At 43.0% G+C, this 20803-nt stretch carries 13 protein-coding genes; 6 read left to right on the top strand and 7 right to left on the bottom strand.

Annotation, left to right across the window (positions count from 1 at the left end; all coding sequences use genetic code 11):
* Nucleotides 1–23: 23 nt before the first annotated feature.
* Both AAZR19_RS13035 and AAZR19_RS13030 read right to left on the bottom strand, forming a co-directional pair.
* Entirely contained in the window at nucleotides 24–2066 is a 2043-nt protein-coding gene (locus tag AAZR19_RS13035; protein ID WP_434703438.1) for a molybdopterin oxidoreductase family protein, read from the bottom strand.
* 130 nt (nucleotides 2067–2196) lie between these two features.
* Nucleotides 2197–3393, bottom strand: a complete 1197-nt coding sequence (locus tag AAZR19_RS13030; protein WP_218677514.1) for a cytochrome P450 — start codon at nucleotides 3391–3393, stop codon at nucleotides 2197–2199.
* 470 nt (nucleotides 3394–3863) lie between these two features.
* Here AAZR19_RS13030 and proC point away from each other — a divergent pair, with 470 nt between their 5' ends.
* From proC to AAZR19_RS13015, 3 genes are read left to right on the top strand one after another with little or no spacing between them, the layout of a single operon-like run.
* The gene (proC, locus tag AAZR19_RS13025) at nucleotides 3864–4661 is read left to right on the top strand and encodes a pyrroline-5-carboxylate reductase (RefSeq protein ID WP_229137052.1); all 798 of its coding nucleotides are present in this window, start codon (nucleotides 3864–3866) and stop codon (nucleotides 4659–4661) included.
* Between the two features lie 27 nt (nucleotides 4662–4688).
* Nucleotides 4689–5807 (top strand): glutamate 5-kinase, encoded by a 1119-nt coding sequence (gene proB, locus AAZR19_RS13020; protein ID WP_434703435.1) that lies wholly within the window; start codon nucleotides 4689–4691, stop codon nucleotides 5805–5807.
* Between the two features lie 18 nt (nucleotides 5808–5825).
* The gene (locus AAZR19_RS13015; RefSeq protein WP_434703433.1) at nucleotides 5826–7094 is read left to right on the top strand and encodes a glutamate-5-semialdehyde dehydrogenase; all 1269 of its coding nucleotides are present in this window, start codon (nucleotides 5826–5828) and stop codon (nucleotides 7092–7094) included.
* Between the two features lie 66 nt (nucleotides 7095–7160).
* Here AAZR19_RS13015 and AAZR19_RS13010 read toward each other — a convergent pair whose 3' ends face one another.
* Nucleotides 7161–7733, bottom strand: a complete 573-nt coding sequence (locus tag AAZR19_RS13010; protein WP_434703431.1) for a GNAT family N-acetyltransferase — start codon at nucleotides 7731–7733, stop codon at nucleotides 7161–7163.
* Nucleotides 7734–7819: 86 nt separating this feature from the next.
* Between AAZR19_RS13010 and AAZR19_RS13005 the strand changes: the two genes are divergently transcribed.
* The gene (locus AAZR19_RS13005; RefSeq protein WP_224426449.1) at nucleotides 7820–8647 is read left to right on the top strand and encodes a MerR family transcriptional regulator; all 828 of its coding nucleotides are present in this window, start codon (nucleotides 7820–7822) and stop codon (nucleotides 8645–8647) included.
* 51 nt (nucleotides 8648–8698) lie between these two features.
* Here AAZR19_RS13005 and AAZR19_RS13000 read toward each other — a convergent pair whose 3' ends face one another.
* The 3 genes from AAZR19_RS13000 to AAZR19_RS12990 form a co-directional block, all read right to left on the bottom strand.
* A complete protein-coding gene (locus tag AAZR19_RS13000) occupies nucleotides 8699–10528 on the bottom strand; it encodes an ABC transporter ATP-binding protein (protein WP_345831698.1) in 1830 nt (609 codons plus the stop codon).
* Nucleotides 10521–12257, bottom strand: coding sequence for an ABC transporter ATP-binding protein (locus tag AAZR19_RS12995; RefSeq protein ID WP_434703428.1), 1737 nt, complete (start codon nucleotides 12255–12257; stop codon nucleotides 10521–10523). Before AAZR19_RS12995 ends, AAZR19_RS13000 begins: the two co-directional genes overlap by 8 nt.
* 94 nt (nucleotides 12258–12351) lie before the next feature.
* Complete coding sequence (locus tag AAZR19_RS12990) at nucleotides 12352–13254, bottom strand: LysR family transcriptional regulator (RefSeq protein ID WP_024422648.1); 903 nt, start codon at nucleotides 13252–13254, stop codon at nucleotides 12352–12354.
* Nucleotides 13255–13407: 153 nt separating this feature from the next.
* Here AAZR19_RS12990 and gltB point away from each other — a divergent pair, with 153 nt between their 5' ends.
* Nucleotides 13408–17979 (top strand): glutamate synthase large subunit, encoded by a 4572-nt coding sequence (gene gltB, locus AAZR19_RS12985; protein ID WP_326149480.1) that lies wholly within the window; start codon nucleotides 13408–13410, stop codon nucleotides 17977–17979.
* A 16-nt stretch (nucleotides 17980–17995) separates the two neighbouring features.
* Nucleotides 17996–19480 (top strand): glutamate synthase small subunit, encoded by a 1485-nt coding sequence (gltD, locus tag AAZR19_RS12980; protein WP_024428371.1) that lies wholly within the window; start codon nucleotides 17996–17998, stop codon nucleotides 19478–19480.
* 60 nt (nucleotides 19481–19540) lie between these two features.
* On the opposite strand, the gene AAZR19_RS12975 is transcribed toward gltD, so the two are convergent.
* The gene (locus AAZR19_RS12975) at nucleotides 19541–20743 is read right to left on the bottom strand and encodes an MFS transporter (RefSeq protein WP_434703425.1); all 1203 of its coding nucleotides are present in this window, start codon (nucleotides 20741–20743) and stop codon (nucleotides 19541–19543) included.
* Nucleotides 20744–20803: the final 60 nt, after the last annotated feature.

Genomic DNA, 20803 nt, shown 5'->3' with positions numbered 1-20803 from the left:
AGCAAAAAATGGCTGGCTTTTTTCTATGATAATTTTTCAACTTCCACTCTGCCAGAAAAGAACGTCGCGCCGCCGCCCATATCTGCCAATCGATCAGGTGTTAACCCATTCACTAAATGCTTTTTGCCTTTTTGATCTGCCCATAATCCTTGACTGACCACAACACCAGATAATACATTTTGACCGACTGACACGACAAGCTCACACTCTCCTCGGTCGTTTAGCACACGCACCATGTCACCATCTTCAATTTTTCTTTCCTTTGCATCCTGTTCATTCATGTGAAGCTTCGGAAATTTCTCAAGCTTTTGATGCTTTTCATGAAGTGAGAAGGTGGAATTCAGAAAATTATGGTTCGGTCCCGGTATAAAGGTAAGCGGATAATCGCTTTCCTGATAAAGGGGCACATAGGTTGGAAGTGCTGGATACCCGTCTTTTTTCATTTGTTCAGAATAAAGCTCAATTTTCCCGCTTGGGGTTTGAAGCTTTAATTCCTGGAAGGGTCCACGTTTTGCTTTGATCCATTTCTTTTCTTTTAATGCTTCGTATGAAATGTCCTCATAATGCGGATTTTCTGGATGATGAAGAGCTTGTTCCATCAGTTCAGCATCTGTCTCGCGGAAGGCTTCATCTTCAAAGCCCATCGCATGGGCAAGCAGGCGGAATACTTCAGTATTGGATTTGCTTTCTCCGTAGCGTTCAATTACGGGCTCCTGAATTTGAATATAATGATGCCAGTATGATGTATAGAAATCCTCGTTTTCAAAGGCTGATGTCGCCGGCAGGACAATGTCTGCATACGCCGCTGTTTCTGTTAGAAATAAATCATGAACCACTGTAAATAAGTCCTCTCTCAGCAAACCTTCTCTGACTTTATTCGCTTCAGGTGTTACAACCGCTGGGTTGCACGAGTAGATAAAGAGAGACTCAACGGAAGGCTCTGCGCTTGTCAGCACGCTGCCCAGCTGATTCATATTGAATGATCTAGGCGTGCGTTCTTTTAATAAATCCGGCCGCTGAAGGGCTGTTTCATTATAGCTGAGAAAAGAAGAGTTTGATTTCATCGCTCCGCCGCCTTTGTGCAGCCATTGACCAGTCAGGGCAGGGAGGCAGGAGATGGTTCTAATACTCATCCCGCCATTATCATGGTGCTGTAAACCATTCCCAATGCGAATGAGAGAGGGTGATGTCTCAGCGTACATTCTCGCAAGTGTAATGATGTCATCCCTCGGGACACCTGTGATGCGCTCAACTGTGTCTGGATCATACTGCTTTACATGCTCGCGCAGCTCTTTATGGCCGACCGTGTAAACCTCTAAAAAGGCTTCATCTGTACGTTCCTCTTTAAAAAGGACGTGCATGATGCCAAGGGCAAGCGCACTGTCAGTACCAGGCCGAAGCGGAATGAACCAATCTGCCATCCGGCCGGTTTGGTTCTTGTGAACATCAATTACAACAATCTTCGCTCCTTGCTTTCGTGCTTTTTGTGCCAAGGTGATTTGGTGCATATTGGTCGATACGGCATTGATGCCCCAAAAGATAAATAGTTTCGTATGAATGGTGTCTTCAGGATCTGTCCCAATGCTTGCACCCATTGTATATTTATAGCCAGTCGTTCCCGCAGACTGACAGATCGTTCGGTCTAACTGACTTGAACCAAGACGATAAAAAAAGCGGCGGTCCATTCCTTCTGCGTTGAGATTGCCCATGTTTCCATAGAAGCTGTAAGGCAGAATGCTTTCTGGTCCTTTTTCTTCGATCAGCTTTGTCCATTTTTGCCGAATGGTTTCAATGGCTTCTTCCCACGTAATTGGTGCAAACTGACCTTCGCCTTTTTGGCCAACACGTTTTAAAGGAGTGGTCAGTCTTTTTTCATCATATAAACGGGCTGTGACATTACGCACTTTGTTGCATATGTTTCCTTGTGTGACAGGGTGGTCCGGATCTCCCTGCACTTTCACGATCTTTCCATTTTCTTTATGTATTAAAAGACCGCACTGATCCGGGCAATCTAACGAACAAACTGATTTGAATATTCCGTCTTTCATCGCTGTATAATCGGTCATGAGTTTTCGGCTTCCTTTCTGCATTCCGTTATCACTTTGTATGGATTTTATTTTAGCATGTTCGGAGAAGGAAGGTAAGAAAGAGATGATGAATTGAAGAAAATGAAAAAAAGCCCCTGAAAAGGGACTTTTAATAACGGGTGACTTGTACAGGAAATTCTTTTACCCCAAAAACAAACGTACTTTGTATAGGTTTTAGCTGATCTGCCACGCAGGTGATGTCTTGAAACGTATGGAGTAAAACGTCAAGCGCAATGTTGCTTTCAAGCCGGGCAAGCGGTGCACCGAGACAAAAATGAATGCCAAACCCAAAGCTCATATGCGGATTTGATTTCCGGTCAAGCCGGAACGTGTCTGGATCTTCAAACTTCTGTTCATCCCGATTTGCTGAAGCAACCCAGCTGATGAGGTAGTCTCCTTTTTCAATGTGCGCGCCTGCAATTTCAACATCCTCTGCGGCGATTCGGCCAATGGCTTGAACAGGCGGATAATACCGCAGCGTTTCCTCAGTCAATTGAGGAATAAGAGAGGGGTCCTGCCGAACTGATTCAGCAATATGCGGCTGCTCTGTCAGTAGTCGTACGGCATTGGTTATTAAATTGGTCGTTGTCTCATTGCCTGCAACGAGTAATAGAATACAAAAGCCAAGCAGTTCATTCTCGGTTAAACGCTCTCCATCAATTTCTGCTTGAATGAGAAGCGAGATCAAGTCATTGGCAGGTGTTTCTTTTCTTTTTTTGATCAAATGAGCAAAATAAACGGACAGCTCCTCTTCAGCACGTTTCTGCATATCTACTACAGCCTGAATGGCTTCTTTTGATTCATCCTTAGCACCTGCCACAAGGGCATCAGAATGTTTTTTAATCAGCTCTCTGTCCTGCACCTCTGCACCGAGAAGCTCAGCAATGATCATCACTGGCAGAGGAGCTGCTAAATCTTGCACAATATCAAACGTACGTTGATCCTTGACTTGATTTAATAGATCATGTGTCAGGTCTTTGATCTTATCTTCTAATTGCTTGATCGCTTTTGGGGTGAATGCTTTATTCACAAGCGCTCTCATCTTTGTATGTTTTGGAGGATCCATCGTTAAAATACTTGTTTTAGACGTGCTTCTTCCTCGCTGTGAAGAGAACACTTTAGGCTGCTTTAGAACAGACTGGATATCCGCATATCGAAAGAGATCCCAGCACTTTCTTGTCTCATCATATCTAATATCACTCTCTGCACGCAGCTCATTGTAAATAGGGAATGGGAAAAGAAGGTCATCGGTAGAACGGATTTCTTTCATTGGAATCACATTGACATAGTTTTCTTTCACTTTCATTATGAACGCTCCTTTTTCACATGATTTCTCTTTCACGGTATCACCAGTAAAATATCATTTCAACGGACATGTTTTCTAAAATATGTCAATAGTCTAATCGAAAGATTCAAGCACATTCACCATATAGGAAAATAGAAAGTCATTAAAATGAGAGCGCTTTCTAAAAAATAGAATTGAAGTCACCGAAACCAAAAATAAAATGGTGAATCAAGTCGAACGAAAGGGTCCTATGATTCAAATGATCATAGTTCTTTTGATCTAAATCACTGTATTTGAAAAACACGGCTAACATACTTGCAGCAAGCTGCCGGCCATGCATTCGGGACTTTTGAAAAGCGCTGGCTCTTTCTTGACACGATTTCTCATCATGTTACGATTACTAACGTGCGAAAAACACGAACAAAAAGCGAACAAGGGAGAGGATCGATATCATTGATCAAAAGAAAGTTGCTTTCATTGGAGCAGGTTCTATGGCGGAAGGAATGATTGCAGGGATTGTGCGATCAGGACAGATGCCACTAGGCCAAATTTACGCAACAAACAGACAAAATCAACTTCGATTGAATGAACTAACGAAACGATACGGAATCCAAACAGCCGCAATGGATTCATTTCCTTTTGAAGAAATGGATATGTTGATCCTGGCCATGAAGCCAAAGGATGCTGAAGCAGCACTTGAATCATTAAAACCTCATATTCAGCCAGATCAGCTCATCATGTCTGTCCTTGCAGGTGTTAAGCTATCGTATATTGAAGACATGCTGCATGAAGGCCAGCCTGTTATGAGGGTTATGCCAAATACCTCAAGTACGATCGGGGCGTCAGCGACTGCTTTATCTGCTGGACGTTACGTGAAAAACGACCATATGAGTATAAGCCAGGCTCTTTTATCTGAAATGGGCGAAGTCTATACCATTCAGGAAGAGCAAATGGATATTTTCACTGGAATTGCTGGAAGCGGGCCCGCCTACTTTTATTTCTTAATGGAAAGAATCGAAGAAGCAGGAGAAGAGGCAGGTTTATCAAAGGAATTGTCTCGCCAAATTGGCGCGCAGACACTCCTCGGTGCGGCAAAAATGCTGCAAGAAACAGAGGAAAATCCTTCTGTCTTAAGAGAGAAAATTACGTCACCAAATGGAACAACTGCTGCAGGACTGAATGCATTAGATGATTTTGGCGGAGGAGAAGCGATCAAGCAGGCTGTCAAACATGCCGCCAATCGATCAAAAGAGATAAGCAATCAGCAAAAACAAAAAGTATCTATATAAATAGAGCCCAGGTACAGGAGTGATTAGGTGTACGCAGATAAAGAGAGAAAACGAATTGTTGTGAAAATCGGAAGCAGCTCTCTTACTAGCTTTCAAGGTGAGATTAGTTTGAAAAAACTAGAAAACCTCGTCAATCAAATTGTGAAACTCAAAGATGAAGGACACGAAGTCATTTTGGTTTCATCTGGTGCGGTTGCAGCTGGTTACCGAAAACTAGGATTTATTGATAGACCCAAAACACTGCCGGAAAAGCAGGCATCTGCCTCAATTGGGCAAGGGCTTTTAATGGAATCATATTCTACTTTATTTTTATCACACGGTTATATTGCCTCACAGCTCTTAATCACAAGAAGTGATTTTTCTGATGAAACGCGCTATCAAAATGTGCGTAACACAATGAACGTGTTATTGGATCGAGGCATCATCCCAATTATTAATGAGAATGATACAGTGACGATCAATCGGTTGAAGTTTGGAGACAACGATACATTGTCTGCAAAAGTAGCTGGACTCATTGATGCGGATTTCCTTGCCATTTTATCTGATATTGATGGCTTGTATGAAGATAATCCTCATACTAATCCAAATGCGAAGAGAATTCTCGAAGTGACAGACATCACAGAAGACATCGAAGCAGCTGCTGGAGACGCAGGGAGCAGCGTAGGTACAGGCGGAATGAAATCAAAGCTCGATGCCTTTAAAATATCAATGGCCGCAGGGATCAACGGCTTTTTAGGAAAAGCAGATACGCCTGGCATTTTAGACAAAGCGATCAATGGGACAGAGGACGGCACTTATTTTACCGCTGACGAAAATGTAGCGCCGCTCAACTATAAGAAGCAGTGGATTGCCTTTCATTCTGGACCAAAGGGTGAGATCGTGGTTCAAGAGAAAGCACAGGAATTCCTCATGCACCGAGAGGGAAGCCTTGATTCTGATGGGATTGTCAATGTGAAAGGTTCGTTTAAAAAAGGCGATGTGGTCCGTATTTTAGATCAAGATGGAAGAGAAATAGGGCTTGGTATTGTGAATTATGCGTCAGATGAACTCGCCCGTAAGAGTGACTTGTTACAAGATGAAATCGTGCATGTCGTCGATCTTGAAGCATTTGTTTGTCATTTAGATTTATCGATTCCAGTTTGTTAACCAAAAGGGAGGAATTCCATGACACTGACAGCTGAAGTTGTCACATCGGTCAAAGAAAAAGCGAAAAAAGCAAAGCATGTTTCAAAAAAACTAAGTTTACTTCAGACAGAGGAAAAAAATGACGCGCTTCTTAAAATGGCAGAAGCATTAGAGCAAAACAGCCGCTTCATTTTACAGGAGAATCAAAAAGATTTAAATGCTGGGAAAGAAAAAGGCTTCTCAGAGGCACTCTTGGATCGATTACTGTTAAACGAAGAAAGAATTCATGAGTTTGCTGAAAGTTTGCGGCTCGTGACGAGATTAACAGATCCTGTTGGAGAAATATTGGATGAATGGACTCTTGATAACGGCTTACACGTAAAAAGCCGAAGAGTACCGCTCGGCGTGATCGGGATGATCTATGAAGCGAGACCGAACGTCACTGTCGATGCAGCAGGCCTTGCCCTTAAGGCAGGCAACTCAGTGATTTTAAAAGGCGGTTCCTCCGCTATTTCTTCCAACAAAGCCATTGTCAGTGTGATCCATGAAGCATTGGATCAAACAAAGATTCCTCGTGATGCGGTGCAATTGATTGAACAAACAGACCGTTCATCGGTTCAGGCGATGTTTCAACTAAAAGAATGGATCGATGTTTTAATTCCGCGAGGCGGAGCTTCGTTAATCAAAACAGTGGTGGAAGAATCCACTATTCCAGTGCTTGAAACAGGGACAGGAAACTGTCATGTCTATATTGATCAAACCGCGAATGTGAAAAAAGCCATTGAAATTGTGATCAATGCAAAAACGAATCGTCCGGCCGTATGTAATGCACTTGAGACGCTGATTATTCATCGCGATTGGCTGAAAGAGAATGCAGCCTCATTAAATGAAGCTTTGCAGGAGCATCGTGTCACTGTACATGGCGACCAGGCAGCAGAGTCTTACTTTTCAAACGCGGTTCCTGCTGGAGAAGTGGATTGGACAGATGAGTATTTAAGTCTGGATCTTGCAGTAAAGGTAGTCGATTCAATTGAGGAAGCAATCAGCCATATCGATCAATACGGCACAAAACATTCAGAAGCCATCGTGACAGAAGATGAAAAAAATGCACTCACGTTTCTAAACGAAGTTGATGCGGCGGCTGTTTATCATAACGCATCGACTCGCTTTACAGACGGCGGTGCACTTGGCTATGGAGCTGAAATCGGCATCTCCACGCAAAAGCTGCACGCCAGAGGACCAATGGGACTTCCTGCACTCACGACAACTAAGCTGCTTCTGTGTGGTGACGGTCAGAGTAGAAGCTAGAAAGATTCAAGAAACACTACCTTTTTATGAGGTAGTGTTTTTAACATTATTTTAAAGAAATACATGTTATCCTACGTTTGCACAATTTTTCTTCATGACCTTCTCAAATTTAAAAAATTCAAATTCCTCAGGTGCTAAAGGTTCATTGCCTTGATCTGTTTCATGAGGTGCGTTTGGATCTGGGTGGTGTAAGTGATAAAATTCAACTATTTGAAAGCCGCACTTATTGACATAAAAATGAATGTTGCGTTTTTCAAAGTATGGAGTCACAACCTCCCATACAATCGTTTCTGGATATTGCGCCTCGATGGCTTTCCATGCTGCCTGACCAATGCCCCGGCCGTGAAAGGATGATGAAATGTATAGCAAATCAACCGAGTTGTGATGTGTCTCTTGGTTGATTTTGATCACAACGCCGCCTGCCTTTTCCCCATTTAGCATAATATGATAAACAATGTGTTCATTCGAATGAAAAGATTCATCAATCACTTCATCTGGAGGAATTGGTCCACCATACGCATCGCCAAATGCATCGATCACGCCAGCTGTAAAAGCTTTCTGAAGCTCTTTTTTCATTGAAGGGAAGTCCTCTTTATTTGCTTGTGCTAATGTTACTTCATGTTGAGTTATTTTGTTCATTTTTTTATCCTTTCCATGCGTAGTTTGTTTCTGCATGTTATGATAAAGGATGGAGTTACTCCATAGTCAAGAAAGGAGCCTTCATCATGATCAATGATGTGCAAAAAACGTTTTTCACTGGAGAATTTGCCAAGCTATTTGATGTCAAAAAAGATACGCTTCTGTATTATGATAAAATCGATTTATTTAAGCCGGCTGGTGTTCACGAAAATGGATACCGTTACTATACACTTGAGCAATTTGACCATTTTATTGCGATTCAATCGTTGCGGGCTGTTCAATTTCCGATCAAAGAGTTAAAACAATATTTCACAGAACCTTCCCGCGAAAGACTGCAAAGCCTAGCGGCCGACCAAATAGAAAAGGTCAAACAAGAGATTGAAAAACTTCAAGACATCCAGGCTTTTCTTATGCGGGTGATGGAGACGACACATGAATTAGCAACTGTGAAAATAGGGGAGGTCCTGTTTCAAGAGCTGCCAGAAGAACCCGTTGTACTAAGTGCATCAAACCCGATCGACTTCAATACACCTGTAGAAGAAATATCACGTATTGTAGGAGAATTTTTAAAGGGAGTTGGCATAAAAGGGGCTGCGGCAAATGGTTCTGTCTTAAAAAAGGAGCAGTTCCGTAAGCGGCACTATCATCAGTCAGATCAGCTGTTCTGCCGAATGGATGGCCCGGGGGCAGTTAAAAAACCTGGCGGGCTCTATGCGGTGATGTATAATCAAGGAACATTTGATGAGATCGAATCTGCTTATTCGCATTTGTTAGATGAAATCGAGAAAGAGGGCATGATGCTGGATGGAGATGTATTTGAGGAGTATTTACTTCATTCGCTCATGTCTAAAGATGAAGCAGAGTATATAACGAAGCTCAGTGTAAAAGTGAAGAAGCGAACAGATGACAATTGAAAAGAGGATAGACAGCATGTGACATGCGTGTGTCTATCCTCTTTTTTGATGTTATCCCACTTGATTTTCGGCAAATTGACTCATATATAAGTCTGCATAGAAGCCTTTTTGTTTTAAAAGTTCGCTGTGCGATCCTTTTTCAATGATGCTTCCATCCTTCATGACTAAAATAAGGTCTGCATCCTTAATCGTTGAAAGTCTGTGTGCAATCACGAAGCTCGTTCTGCCTTTCATCAATTCATTCATTGCTTTTTGAATATGCATCTCTGTCCTTGTATCCACACTGCTTGTTGCTTCATCTAATATCAAGATCTTTGGATCAGATAAAATGGCCCGGGCGATGGTTAACAGCTGGCGCTGACCTTGAGACAGGTTGCCTGCATCTTCTGTTAACAGTGTGTCATATCCATCTGGAAGCGTGCGGATGAAATCATCTGCATAGGCATGTTTGGCGGCTTTAATGACATCATCTTTGGAAACGTGCTGCCTGCCATAGGCAATGTTGTCGTAAATCGTTCCTTCAAAGAGCCACGTATCTTGAAGAACCATCGCAAATAAGTCTCGTACTTGCTGACGGCTGAGGTCAGTTGTTTTGACACCGCCAATGCGTATGGAGCCTTGATCTAATTCGTAAAAACGCATTAAAAGATTAATGATGGTCGTTTTTCCCGCGCCTGTTGGTCCGACAATGGCAACAGTCTGTCCTTCTTGCACATCTAAATTCAAATCTTTAATAATCGGATGATCTTTTTCATATCCGAATTGAACTTGTTCAAAGCTCACATCGCCTGAGAGTGATGCAAGATCAATTGCCGCATCTTCTTCGGTACTTTCTTCTTCTTCATCGAGGATTTCAAAGACCCTTTCAGCAGAAGCGATCGCCGATTGAACTAAGTTTGCGACACTTGATGCTTGCACAAGAGGCTGAGACATTTGCTGTGTGTATTGGATAAACGCCTGCACATCCCCGACACGAATATTCCCGTTAATGACTAGAATCCCGCCGGCTACACTGACTGCCACATAGCCAAGGTTCCCGATAAAGGTCATCATTGGCATCATTAAACCAGAAATGAACTGCGCTTTCCTTGAGGATTCATACAGCTTTTCGTTTAATTCATCAAATGTATCGATTGCTTTCTTTTCGTAGCCATACGCACGAACTGTCTGATGTCCTGTGAACATCTCATTAATATGTCCATTGATCGTGCCAAGCTCTTTTTGCTGCGCTTTAAAATGCTTTTGAGAAAATGACGTAATGCCGCGAATCGCAAACAGGCTGAGTGGCAGCGTCAAACAAACAAGCAACGTAAGCAGCGGACTGATGAAGAGCATCATGACGACAATCCCAATGACTGTAATCACAGAAGTAATCACTTGGGTGAGCGCCTGCTGAAGCGATGTATTAATATTATCGATATCATTCATCACACGGCTTAGTGTGTCCCCGTGGGTTGTTTTATCAAAATAACGAAGGGGGAGACGTGTGAGCTTGTCATTTGCTTCCTGCCGTAATTCAGCAATGGTCTGTTGAGAGACACCAGCCATGACATATTGCTGAACGAATGAAAAGAGGGAAGCAACGACGTACAGCACGACAAGCAGCAAAAGAATCCGTGAAATGACATCAAATTGAACGCCTGTTCCATTCGTAAAGCTGTCAAATAAGGAAGAGGTGGCATCCCCAAGCAGCTTTGGACTAATGACGTTAAAGACAGTTGAACCAATCGCTGCAATAAGGACGATGATCAGCTGAAATTTCCTTGGTTTTAAATAGCCTGTCAAACGAAGCAGTGTTTTCTTAAATTCCTTCGGTTTTGCGACTGGCCCTTTAGGGTGGCCGCCTTTATGGCCCATGCCGGAAGACATTTTCTTACTCATCCTCGCTCACCTCCTGACCTTCCTGAGATGCGACAATCTCTTGGTATACAAGATTGTCCTTTATTAATTGTTCATGTGTTCCGATACCTGCAATTTTTCCTTCATCAAGTACAATGATTTTATCACTATGCTTCACTGTGCTGATTCGTTGAGCCACAATGATGAGGGCTGCATGAGCTTTTTCTGCTTCTAATGATGCCCGCAGCTTCGCATCTGTTTTGTAATCAAGTGCTGAAAAGCTATCGTCAAACAGATAGAATGATGGTTTTCTCACTAGCGCCCTTGCAATGGAAAGCCGCTGCTTTTGGCCGCCGGATAGATTGGAACCACCTTGATCAATTTCTGCATCAATTCCGCCATCTTTTTGCAAAACAAATTCTTCGGCCTGCGCAGTTCGCAGCGCCTGCCAGACGTCTTCATCGCTTGCATCCTGCTTGCCAAAGCGTACATTCTCGGCAATGGTTCCGCTGAATAAAACAGCTTTTTGAGAGACATAGCCCATCTGGTTTCTCAGTTTCTCCTGAGGCAGCTCTCTAATGTCTACACCATCTAGTGTAATCCGGCCTTTTGTCACTTCATAAAAGCGCGTCATCAGCTGGAGAAGCGTTGTTTTCCCAGAACCCGTACTTCCGATGATGGCTGTCGTTTCACCAGTTTTGGCTTCAAACGTGATGCCTTGAACGGCCGGTTTCTCAGCATTTGAGTAATAAAATGACACATCCTCAAATCGAATGGATTGAGCGGGCTCGTGAAGCTCAGTCATAGACTCTTCTTTGTCTTTAATCTTTGGTTCCATGTTTAACACTTCATTCATGCGTTTAGCTGACGCTTGTGCTCTTGGGACCATAATAAAGCTCATCGACAGCATAATAAGTGCCATTAAAATCATCATCGCATATTGAATGAAGGCAATAAGATTCCCAACTTCCATTTCTCCGGCATCAATTCGGTTTGCACCAAGCCAGACAATACCAATATTCGTGAAGTTCATGATGATCAGCATAAATGGAAACAAGTAAGCCATTAATCGGTTGACTTTAAGACCAGTGTCCTTATAGGACGTGTTGGCTTCTTGGAATCGCTCCTTTTCATCATCCACACGGTTAAAGGCACGAATGACCCGGATGCCTGAAAGAGATTCCCGCATAATTAAATTCAGCCGGTCTGTTTTTTTCTGAAGCTGGCCAAATAGAGGGATGGCTTTTCTTGACACCAAATAGATAAATCCGCCAAGAAGGGGGAGGGCCGCTAAAAAGATAAGAGACAGGACAGCATCCCTGGAAACAGCCAAAATAATTCCGCCCACAAGCATGAGCGGGGCCCGCGTCATCATTTGTAAAATCATGATCGTCACATCTTGGACTTGTTTCACATCATTTGTTGATCTAGTAATAAAGGAAGATGTGCCGATCTTTTGAAATTCTTCTAATGAAAATTGTTCGACATGCACAAACAGCTGTCTTCTCATATCACGGCCGAAGCCAAGTGCTGTCTTTGATGACAAGTAAGACTTCCAAATGGTGAGCAAAATGGCGAGTAAAGAACAAGCCACCATCCAGCCGCCAACCTTCCATATGTAAGCAATATCTCCCTGGACGATACCGACATCAACGATATCTGCTGTTAACGTCGGTAAATACAGCTGGAGCATACTGCTTAAAAAGGTGAGAATGACAATGGACACAACGGACAGCCGATACGGCTTTAAAAACGATAAAATTGATTTCATACGAATACCTTTCTTCCATATAGTCTTTTGTTCTGTAACCCATCATATACAAAGAGGGATTATTTCTACAAATGAAATGTCTTGTTTTAGTGAATTATTTATATTGTTCAATTTTAGAAAAGAAATCCTTTACAAACACATAAAAATCATGGGCAGAAGGAGACATTTCGCGCGTTTTAGATGCAATAATTCCAACCGTTCGTCTCACTTGAGGAAAATCGATCGGAATTTTCACTGTAAATCGAGGTGTTGTTTCATAAAAGGCGCTTTCGGGTAATAAGGTAACACCCATACCTGCTGATACGAGACCTTTAATCGCATCCAAATCTTCTCCTTCAGATGAAATGGTAGGTTCATAGCCTGCCTGCTTGCAAGCATCAACCGCAATTTGTCTCAGCACATACCCTTCAGGAAATAACACGAAATGATCCCTTCTTAAATCACTTAAATGAATACTCCTTTGTCCGCTAAAGGGGTGGCTAACCGGTAAAAGGGCATAAATGCTTTCGGAAAACAAAATATTTCCTTCTATTTGAGAATCGTTTGTCGGTACGGGTCCTAAAAAGGCGAGATCGATATCTCGGTTTTTGACCGCTTCAATGAGAAATTTATAGGATCCTTGACGAAGTAAAAAATCGACCTCTGGATATTCCTGCTTAAAGGCGGAGATGACAGAAGGGAGTACTTGGCTTGCTAGACTTGTAGGAAAGCCAATATTCACTGTTCCTTTGTGCGGATCTAAGTATTCATCAATTTGCTCTTTCGCATAATCAATGGCTTTGAGTGCAGTTCTGACATGATCTAAAAATTGTCTGCCGATCTTCGTTAATTTGATATTTCGTCCCTCTCGTTCGAATAAGGCCACTCCAAGTTCTTCTTCTAAATTCGCAATCTGCCGGCTGATGGCAGATTGGGCAACATGTAAGTTTTCAGCCGCTTCTGACACGTGTTCACGGTCTGCGACTTCTACAAAATAACGTAACTGACGAAGCTCCATTTTTGCACTTCACACCCATCTATCTCAAAAAGAGATTGTTTTGATCTAAATTATATATTGTTTATATCAATTTGAAAACTTAAAATAAGTTACAGAGTTTGTGAGATTTTATTACTGTGAAAAAACGGATCTTTTAAACGGGGGAGAGAAACGATGACTTATAATCAACTACCACAACCACAAGGTCTCTACCGTCCTGAATTTGAACATGATGCATGTGGAATCGGACTGTACGCCCATTTAAAAGGGGAGGCGACACATAGCATCGTCAAAAAGGGATTACAAATGCTGTGCCAGCTTGATCATCGCGGCGGGCAAGGCAGTGATCCGTATACAGGTGATGGTGCCGGTTTAATGGTACAGCTGCCAGACGCTTTCTTTAGAAAGAACTGCAAAGAATTTGCACTTCCTGAAAAAGGCCGTTACGGGGTAGGAATGGTCTTCTTTTCAAAAGATGATGACGAAAAAACGCGTCAAGCCATCGAACAGAAAATCAATGGGTTCATTAAACAAGAAGGCCAAACATTAATTGGCTGGAGAACGGTTCCTGTCGATCCAGGAAAAATTGGTACTGTCGCAGCGAAGAGCTGTCCAGTTGTGAGACAGGTCTTTATCGGAGCAAACGACAACATCACAGATCGTTTGTCATTTGAACGAAAACTATATGTCATCCGTAAGCAGGCTGAGAACTGGGGAACAAGAGAGGAAAAGCAATTTTACTTTGTCAGCCTGTCGAGTCAAACCATCGTATACAAGGGGCTTTTAACATCAGATCAAGTCGATGCTTTTTATCTTGATCTACAGGATGAAACATTTGTTTCTGCATTTTCACTTGTTCATTCAAGATTTAGTACAAATACATTTCCTACATGGGAAAGAGCCCATCCAAACCGTTACTTAATTCACAACGGAGAAATCAACACATTAAGAGGAAACATCAATTGGATGAGAGCAAGAGAACAACAATTCGTATCTGAAGCCTTCGGAGACGATTTAGACAAGATTTTGCCAGTGCTGAATGCAGACGGAAGTGATTCATCCATTTTAGACAATGCCTTTGAATTCTTTGTGCTTGCAGGCCGTACACCTGCTCATACAGCAATGATGCTGATTCCTGAGCCTTGGACGGAAAACACGCACATGCCAAAAGAGAAACGGGCATTTTATGAATACCATAGTTCTCTCATGGAGCCGTGGGATGGACCAACAGCCATTTCCTTTACGGACGGCAAACAAATCGGGGCCATCTTAGACCGAAACGGATTGAGACCAGCAAGATATTATGTCACAAATGATGATCATATCATTTTCTCTTCTGAGGTTGGCGTAATTGACACAAATGAAGAAGATGTTAAGTATAAAGATCGTCTTGAGCCTGGTAAAATGCTGCTCATTGATCTAGAAGAAGGACGAATTATTTCTGACGAAGAAGTGAAATCGACCATTGCGAATGAACTGCCTTATCAAAAATGGCTCGATGAAGAAATGGTCCACGTCAATCGCTCGGAAGAAAATTCAGAAAATTCTAGTATAATGGATGATTTATTGACACGTCAGCGTGCTTTTCATTATACGTACGAAGACATTCAAAAGTATTTAATTCCTTTACTAGAGGAAGGCAAGGACCCAATCGGTTCAATGGGAAGTGACACACCGCTTGCTGTGTTATCAGATCGTGCGCAGTCTCTTTTTCATTATTTTAAGCAGCTGTTTGCACAAGTCACGAACCCGCCGATTGATGCCATTCGTGAGCAGCTCGTGACATCAACCATGACTTGGTTAGGTGCCGAAGGCGATATTTTACATCCAAATGAATATTCATGCCGAAGAATTAAACTTTATACACCAGTCTTAACGAGCGGACAATTCAACGGCTTGAAAACGATTGTTCATAATGCCTTTAAAAGCAAAACCATTCATACACTTTTCACCGATGATTTAAAGCGCGGACTGGATGCGATGTTTGAAGAGGCGGAAAAAGCGATCAGAGAAGGTGTCTCTTTATTAATCCTTTCAGATCGGGAAATGACAGAACAAAAAGTACCGATTCCACCACTTCTTGCGCTAAGTGCACTTCATCAGCATCTTGTGCGTCAAGGCCTGCGGACAAAGGTCAGTCTGATCGTTGAATCTGGAGAGGTGAGAGAGGTCCATCATTTTGCCGCACTAATTGGCTACGGCGCAGATGCGATTCACCCTTACCTTGTCTATGAAACGTACAAACAGCTGATTGCAGACGAAGCGATTTCGATCAGCTTTGATGAAGCTGTTACAAAGTTTGGTAAAAGCGTGACAGAAGGTGTCGTCAAAGTCATGTCCAAAGTGGGGATTTCCACTGTGCAAAGCTATAGAGGCGCGCAAATCTTTGAAGCAGTCGGGATTAGTGAAGACGTCATTCAAGCGTATTTCACAGGAACAGCTTCTCAGCTTGGCGGGATTGATCTTGACACCATTGCTCATGAGGCAAAACTCCGCCATGAAGCAGGGTATCAAGCAGCAACTGACCAGACACTTGAATCAGGCAGTGAATTCCAGTGGAGAAAAAATGGAGAGCATCATGCTTTTAACCCAAAAACGATCCATACGCTCCAGTGGGCATGCCGTAATGAAGATTACGATTTATTTAAACAATATACAAAAGCAGCGGATGAAGAAAGAATCGGCTTCCTCAGAAACTTGTTTGCATTTCAGCCAAAACAAAAGCCGGTTCGTCTGGAAGAGGTTGAATCTGCTGAATCCATCGTGCGCCGCTTTAAGACAGGTGCCATGTCATTTGGATCTTTAAGTAAAGAAGCGCATGAGGCACTTGCGATTGCGATGAACCGAATTGGCGGTAAAAGTAACAGCGGAGAAGGCGGAGAAGATCCTGCCCGCTTTACAGTAGATGAACACGGTGATGACCGCAGAAGTGCAATTAAACAAATCGCTTCTGGCCGATTTGGTGTGAAAAGTCATTACTTGGTCAATGCAGATGAACTGCAAATTAAAATGGCGCAAGGAGCAAAACCTGGAGAAGGCGGACAGCTGCCAGGAAATAAAGTGTATCCTTGGGTGGCCGATGTACGTGGTTCTACGCCAGGTGTCGGATTGATTTCACCACCGCCGCATCATGATATTTATTCCATTGAGGATTTGGCACAGCTGATTCATGATTTGAAAAACGCGAACCGTGATGCACGCATCAGTGTCAAGCTTGTATCTAAAGCCGGCGTTGGCACGATTGCAGCAGGTGTAGCAAAAGGAACTGCGGACGTCATTGTCATCAGTGGTTATGATGGCGGTACAGGAGCTTCACCGAAAACGAGTATTAAACACACAGGGCTTCCTTGGGAGCTTGGATTGGCAGAGGCGCATCAAACCCTTGTGTTAAATGGTCTTCGCGAGAGAGTCGTTCTTGAAACGGACGGAAAGTTAATGACTGGCCGCGACGTTGTGATGGCTGCGATTTTAGGAGCAGAAGAGTATGGCTTTGCGACAGCTCCACTTGTCGTGCTGGGCTGCGTGATGATGAGAGCATGTCATTTAGATACTTGCCCAGTCGGTGTTGCCACACAAAACCCAGAGCTTCGCAAAAAATTCATGGGGAACCCTGATCATATTGTGAACTTCATGATGTTTATTGCAGAGGAAGTAAGAGAAATCTTAGCAGAACTTGGCTTTACATCAATGGATGAATTAATCGGACGTACGGATGTCCTTGCGGTCAGTGAACGAGCAAAAGCTCACTGGAAAGCAGGGCAGCTAAACCTTGAAACACTGCTTTATCAGCCAGAAGGAGCGCGGACATTCAGAACACCGCAAAATCATAAAATTGATGAATCGCTGGATATGAATGAAATCCTTCCTTATGTGCAAGAAGCGCTGAATCATCAAACACCGGTTGATCTATCATTGAACATTCGCAATATCAACCGTGTGGCCGGAACCATTACTGGCAGTGAAGTGTCTAAGCGCTACGGGGAAGAGGGCTTGCCAGAGGATACGATCACACTCAGATTCACTGGTTCAGCTGGACAAAGCTTTGGCGCATTTGTGCCAAAGGGCATGTCTCTCTATTTAACAGGTGATTCAAATGACTATATCGGCAAAGGACTCTCAGGAGGCAAAATTGCTGTTAAAACTTCTGATCATTTTGTACAAAATGGACATGAAAACGTCATTGTAGGAAACGTTGCATTTTACGGCGCAACTAGCGGAAAAGCTTATATTAACGGGCGTGCTGGTGAACGATTTGCTGTTCGTAATTCAGGTGTACATGTGGTTGTTGAAGGAATCGGAGATCACGGCTGTGAATACATGACTGGCGGACGTGTCGTCATTTTAGGAGACGTTGGGAAAAACTTTGGTGCAGGTATGTCTGGTGGTGTGGCTTACATCCATACATCGGATGCAAAACAGTTCAAAAGAATGTGCAACATGGAAATGATCATGTTTGAAAAGCTCACAGATCATGAAGAAGAACTAGAAGTGAAGCAAATGATTAAGGAGCACCTTGATTATACAAACAGCTCAAAAGCAGTAGCACTTCTTGAAAACTGGGAGCAAGAAAAGGATCAATTCATCAAGGTCATTCCGAGAAATTACAAAATGATGCTTCAAAGTATTGAAGAACAAAAACAAGCGGGCCTCAGTCATGAAGAAGCGGTGATGTATGCCTTTGAAGCAAACACAAAACCGAAAAATCAAGAAACGGCAAACGGGCAAAAAGCAGCCCTCGCTCATTAAGAAAGGGGAGAGGACAATGGGCAAAGCAACAGGTTTTATGGATTATAAAAGAGAAAAGCCAAATGAACGTGACCCTCTCACTCGTCAAAATGACTGGAAAGAATATTCAGCTCCTTATACAGATGACGTATTGAAAAAGCAGGGCGCTAGATGTATGGATTGCGGAACACCGTTTTGTCAAATTGGGATGGAGATCAGGGGCGGCGTGTCTGGCTGCCCGATCTACAATTTAATTCCAGAGTGGAATGATCTTGTCTATCGCGGGAGATGGAAGGAAGCACTCGAAAGACTGCAAAAAACAAATAATTTCCCAGAGTTTACTGGGAGAGTATGTCCGGCACCTTGTGAAGGGTCATGTACAGTCGCTATCAATGATCCGGCTGTTTCGATTAAAAATATCGAACGCACGATCATTGATAAAGGTTTTGAAAATGGATGGATCACACCAAGAATCCCTTCAAGCCGTACAGGGAAGAAAATTGCCATTGTCGGCTCAGGACCAGCAGGACTTGCAAGTGCTGATCAATTAAACCAAGCAGGGCACGCTGTCACAGTGTTCGAGCGTTCTGACCGCCTTGGCGGACTGCTGACATACGGGATTCCGAATATGAAGCTCGACAAAGAAGTGGTCGAGCGAAGAGTCAAACTTCTAAGACAAGAAGGCATTGACTTTGTGACAAACACAGAAATCGGCGTGGATATTACTGCTGATGAACTGAAAGAGCAGTTTGATGCAGTTATCCTTTGTACAGGTGCACAAAAGCAGCGTGATCTATTGATTGAAGGCCGGGAAGCAAAAGGGATTCATCTTGCGATGGATTATTTAACCCTCGCAACGAAAAGCATGCTTGATTCAGGATTTAAAGACAAAAACTTCATTGATGCAAAAGGAAAAGACGTGATTGTGATTGGCGGAGGAGATACAGGTGCGGACTGCGTTGCAACTGCACTTCGCCAAAAAGCAAAAAGTGTTGTTCAATTCGGGAAGCATCCAAAGCTTCCGGATACACGTGTAGGGGATAACATGTGGCCAGAACAGCCTTATGTCTTCTCACTGGATTATGCTTATGAAGAAGCACAAGCAAAATTCGGAGAAGATCCGCGTCAATATTCAATTCAAACCACAAAAATTGTGGCAGATAAAAATGGGAAATTAAAAGAGCTTCATACCATTCAAATGGAAAAGGTGAAAAACGAACAAGGGAAGTTTGAATTTCATGAGATTCCAGGGACAGAGAAGGTATGGCCTGCTCAGCTCGTCTTTATTGCAATTGGTTTTGAGGGAACTGAACAGCCGCTTGTGAAACACTTTGGCGTGGACAGCAAAAACAATCGCATTGACGCAAAATATGGGGAATATACAACAAATGTAGAAGGCGTATTTGCAGCGGGAGATGCAAGACGCGGGCAAAGCTTGATTGTCTGGGCAATTAATGAAGGTAGACAAGTGGCGCACGAGGTAGACCGTTATTTAATGGGGAGTTCGGTTCTGCCAAAATAGGTTAAACAAAGGGTGTTACAATATAAAGAAAAGCCATGACCAACGTGTGGTCATGGCTTTTTATGATTCAGAAATGGTATGGTTGATCAACACTTTTTTACGTTTAAGCTGCGATACGACTAAACAGAGGAAAACAATAAGAACAAAAAGGGAAATGGTCAAAAAGCCAAACGTATATGAGCCAGTCAATTCTTTTAAACTGCCAAGAATATTAGGTAAAAAGAATCCGCCAATGCCTCCAGCAGCCCCAACAATTCCGGTCACAATCCCAATTTCTTTATGAAATACTTGAGGCACCAGCTGAAAAACAGCGCCATTCCCCATCCCAAGGCACATCATCCCCACAAATAAAAGCGCAATGACCACAGGTAAAGCTGGAAGACTGCTCACTCCTCCTAAGCAGATGCCGATGATTCCGAATAATCCAAGCAGTACTTTCATTCCGCCTATTTTATCGGCAATGAGACCGCCCACAGGCCGAAAGAAGCTGCCTGCCGCCACACAAATGGTCACAAAATCACCAGCATGAATCTTCGAAACCCCATATTGATCTACAAAGAAAATACTGAGGAAACTGGAAAGCCCGACAAACCCTCCGAATGTGATTGCATAAAGCAGACAGAAAAACCATGTCGATTTCACTTGAAATACTGAAAAGTACGACCGAATCGGTTGAGGAGCGGGCTGATTTGGTGCATCTTTTGCAGTGAAAATAAAAAACAAAAAGACAAGACTTAACGGAATCAGAGCGAGCCCCATTACGGCATGCCACCCGTAAATCTCCGCAAGCCTTGGACCAAATAAGGTGGAGATTAGTGTTCCACTATTCCCGGCGCCTGCAATCCCCATGGCTACTCCTTGTAAGTGAGGAGGATACCAGCGGCTTGCCATTGGCAAAGCAACAGCAAAACTTGCTCCTGCTACTCCAAGCAAAATTCCAATCAGTACGAGCTCCGAAAGGGTTGTACCAGCGATAAACCCCCAAATGAGCGGAATGGTCGTTAAAAGCATTCCCATCACTGCAGTCTTTTTAGGTCCTATTCGATCGGTGAATAAACCGAGCACAATCCGAAAAAAAGATCCAGATAGAATTGGAATGGCCACAATCATGCCCTTCTCTACGGTTGATAAAGCAAAATCTTGCGCAATAAAAGCACCCAGCGCTCCTAACAAAACCCAGATCATAAAGCTCACATCGAAATATAAAAAGGAACCAAACAATGTCTTAGGATGACCACTTGATTTTAATTCTGAGAGTTTCATAAAACGCCTCCTCTATTGAATTTTCTGACTTAAAGATAACGAGTTCACTTATGTAATGAA

This window comes from Bacillus sp. Je.9.29.b (assembly GCF_051129925.1).
GTDB classification, from domain to species: domain Bacteria; phylum Bacillota; class Bacilli; order Bacillales; family Bacillaceae; genus Bacillus; species Bacillus safensis.
This window is presented reverse-complemented; position numbering and strand designations above follow the sequence as displayed.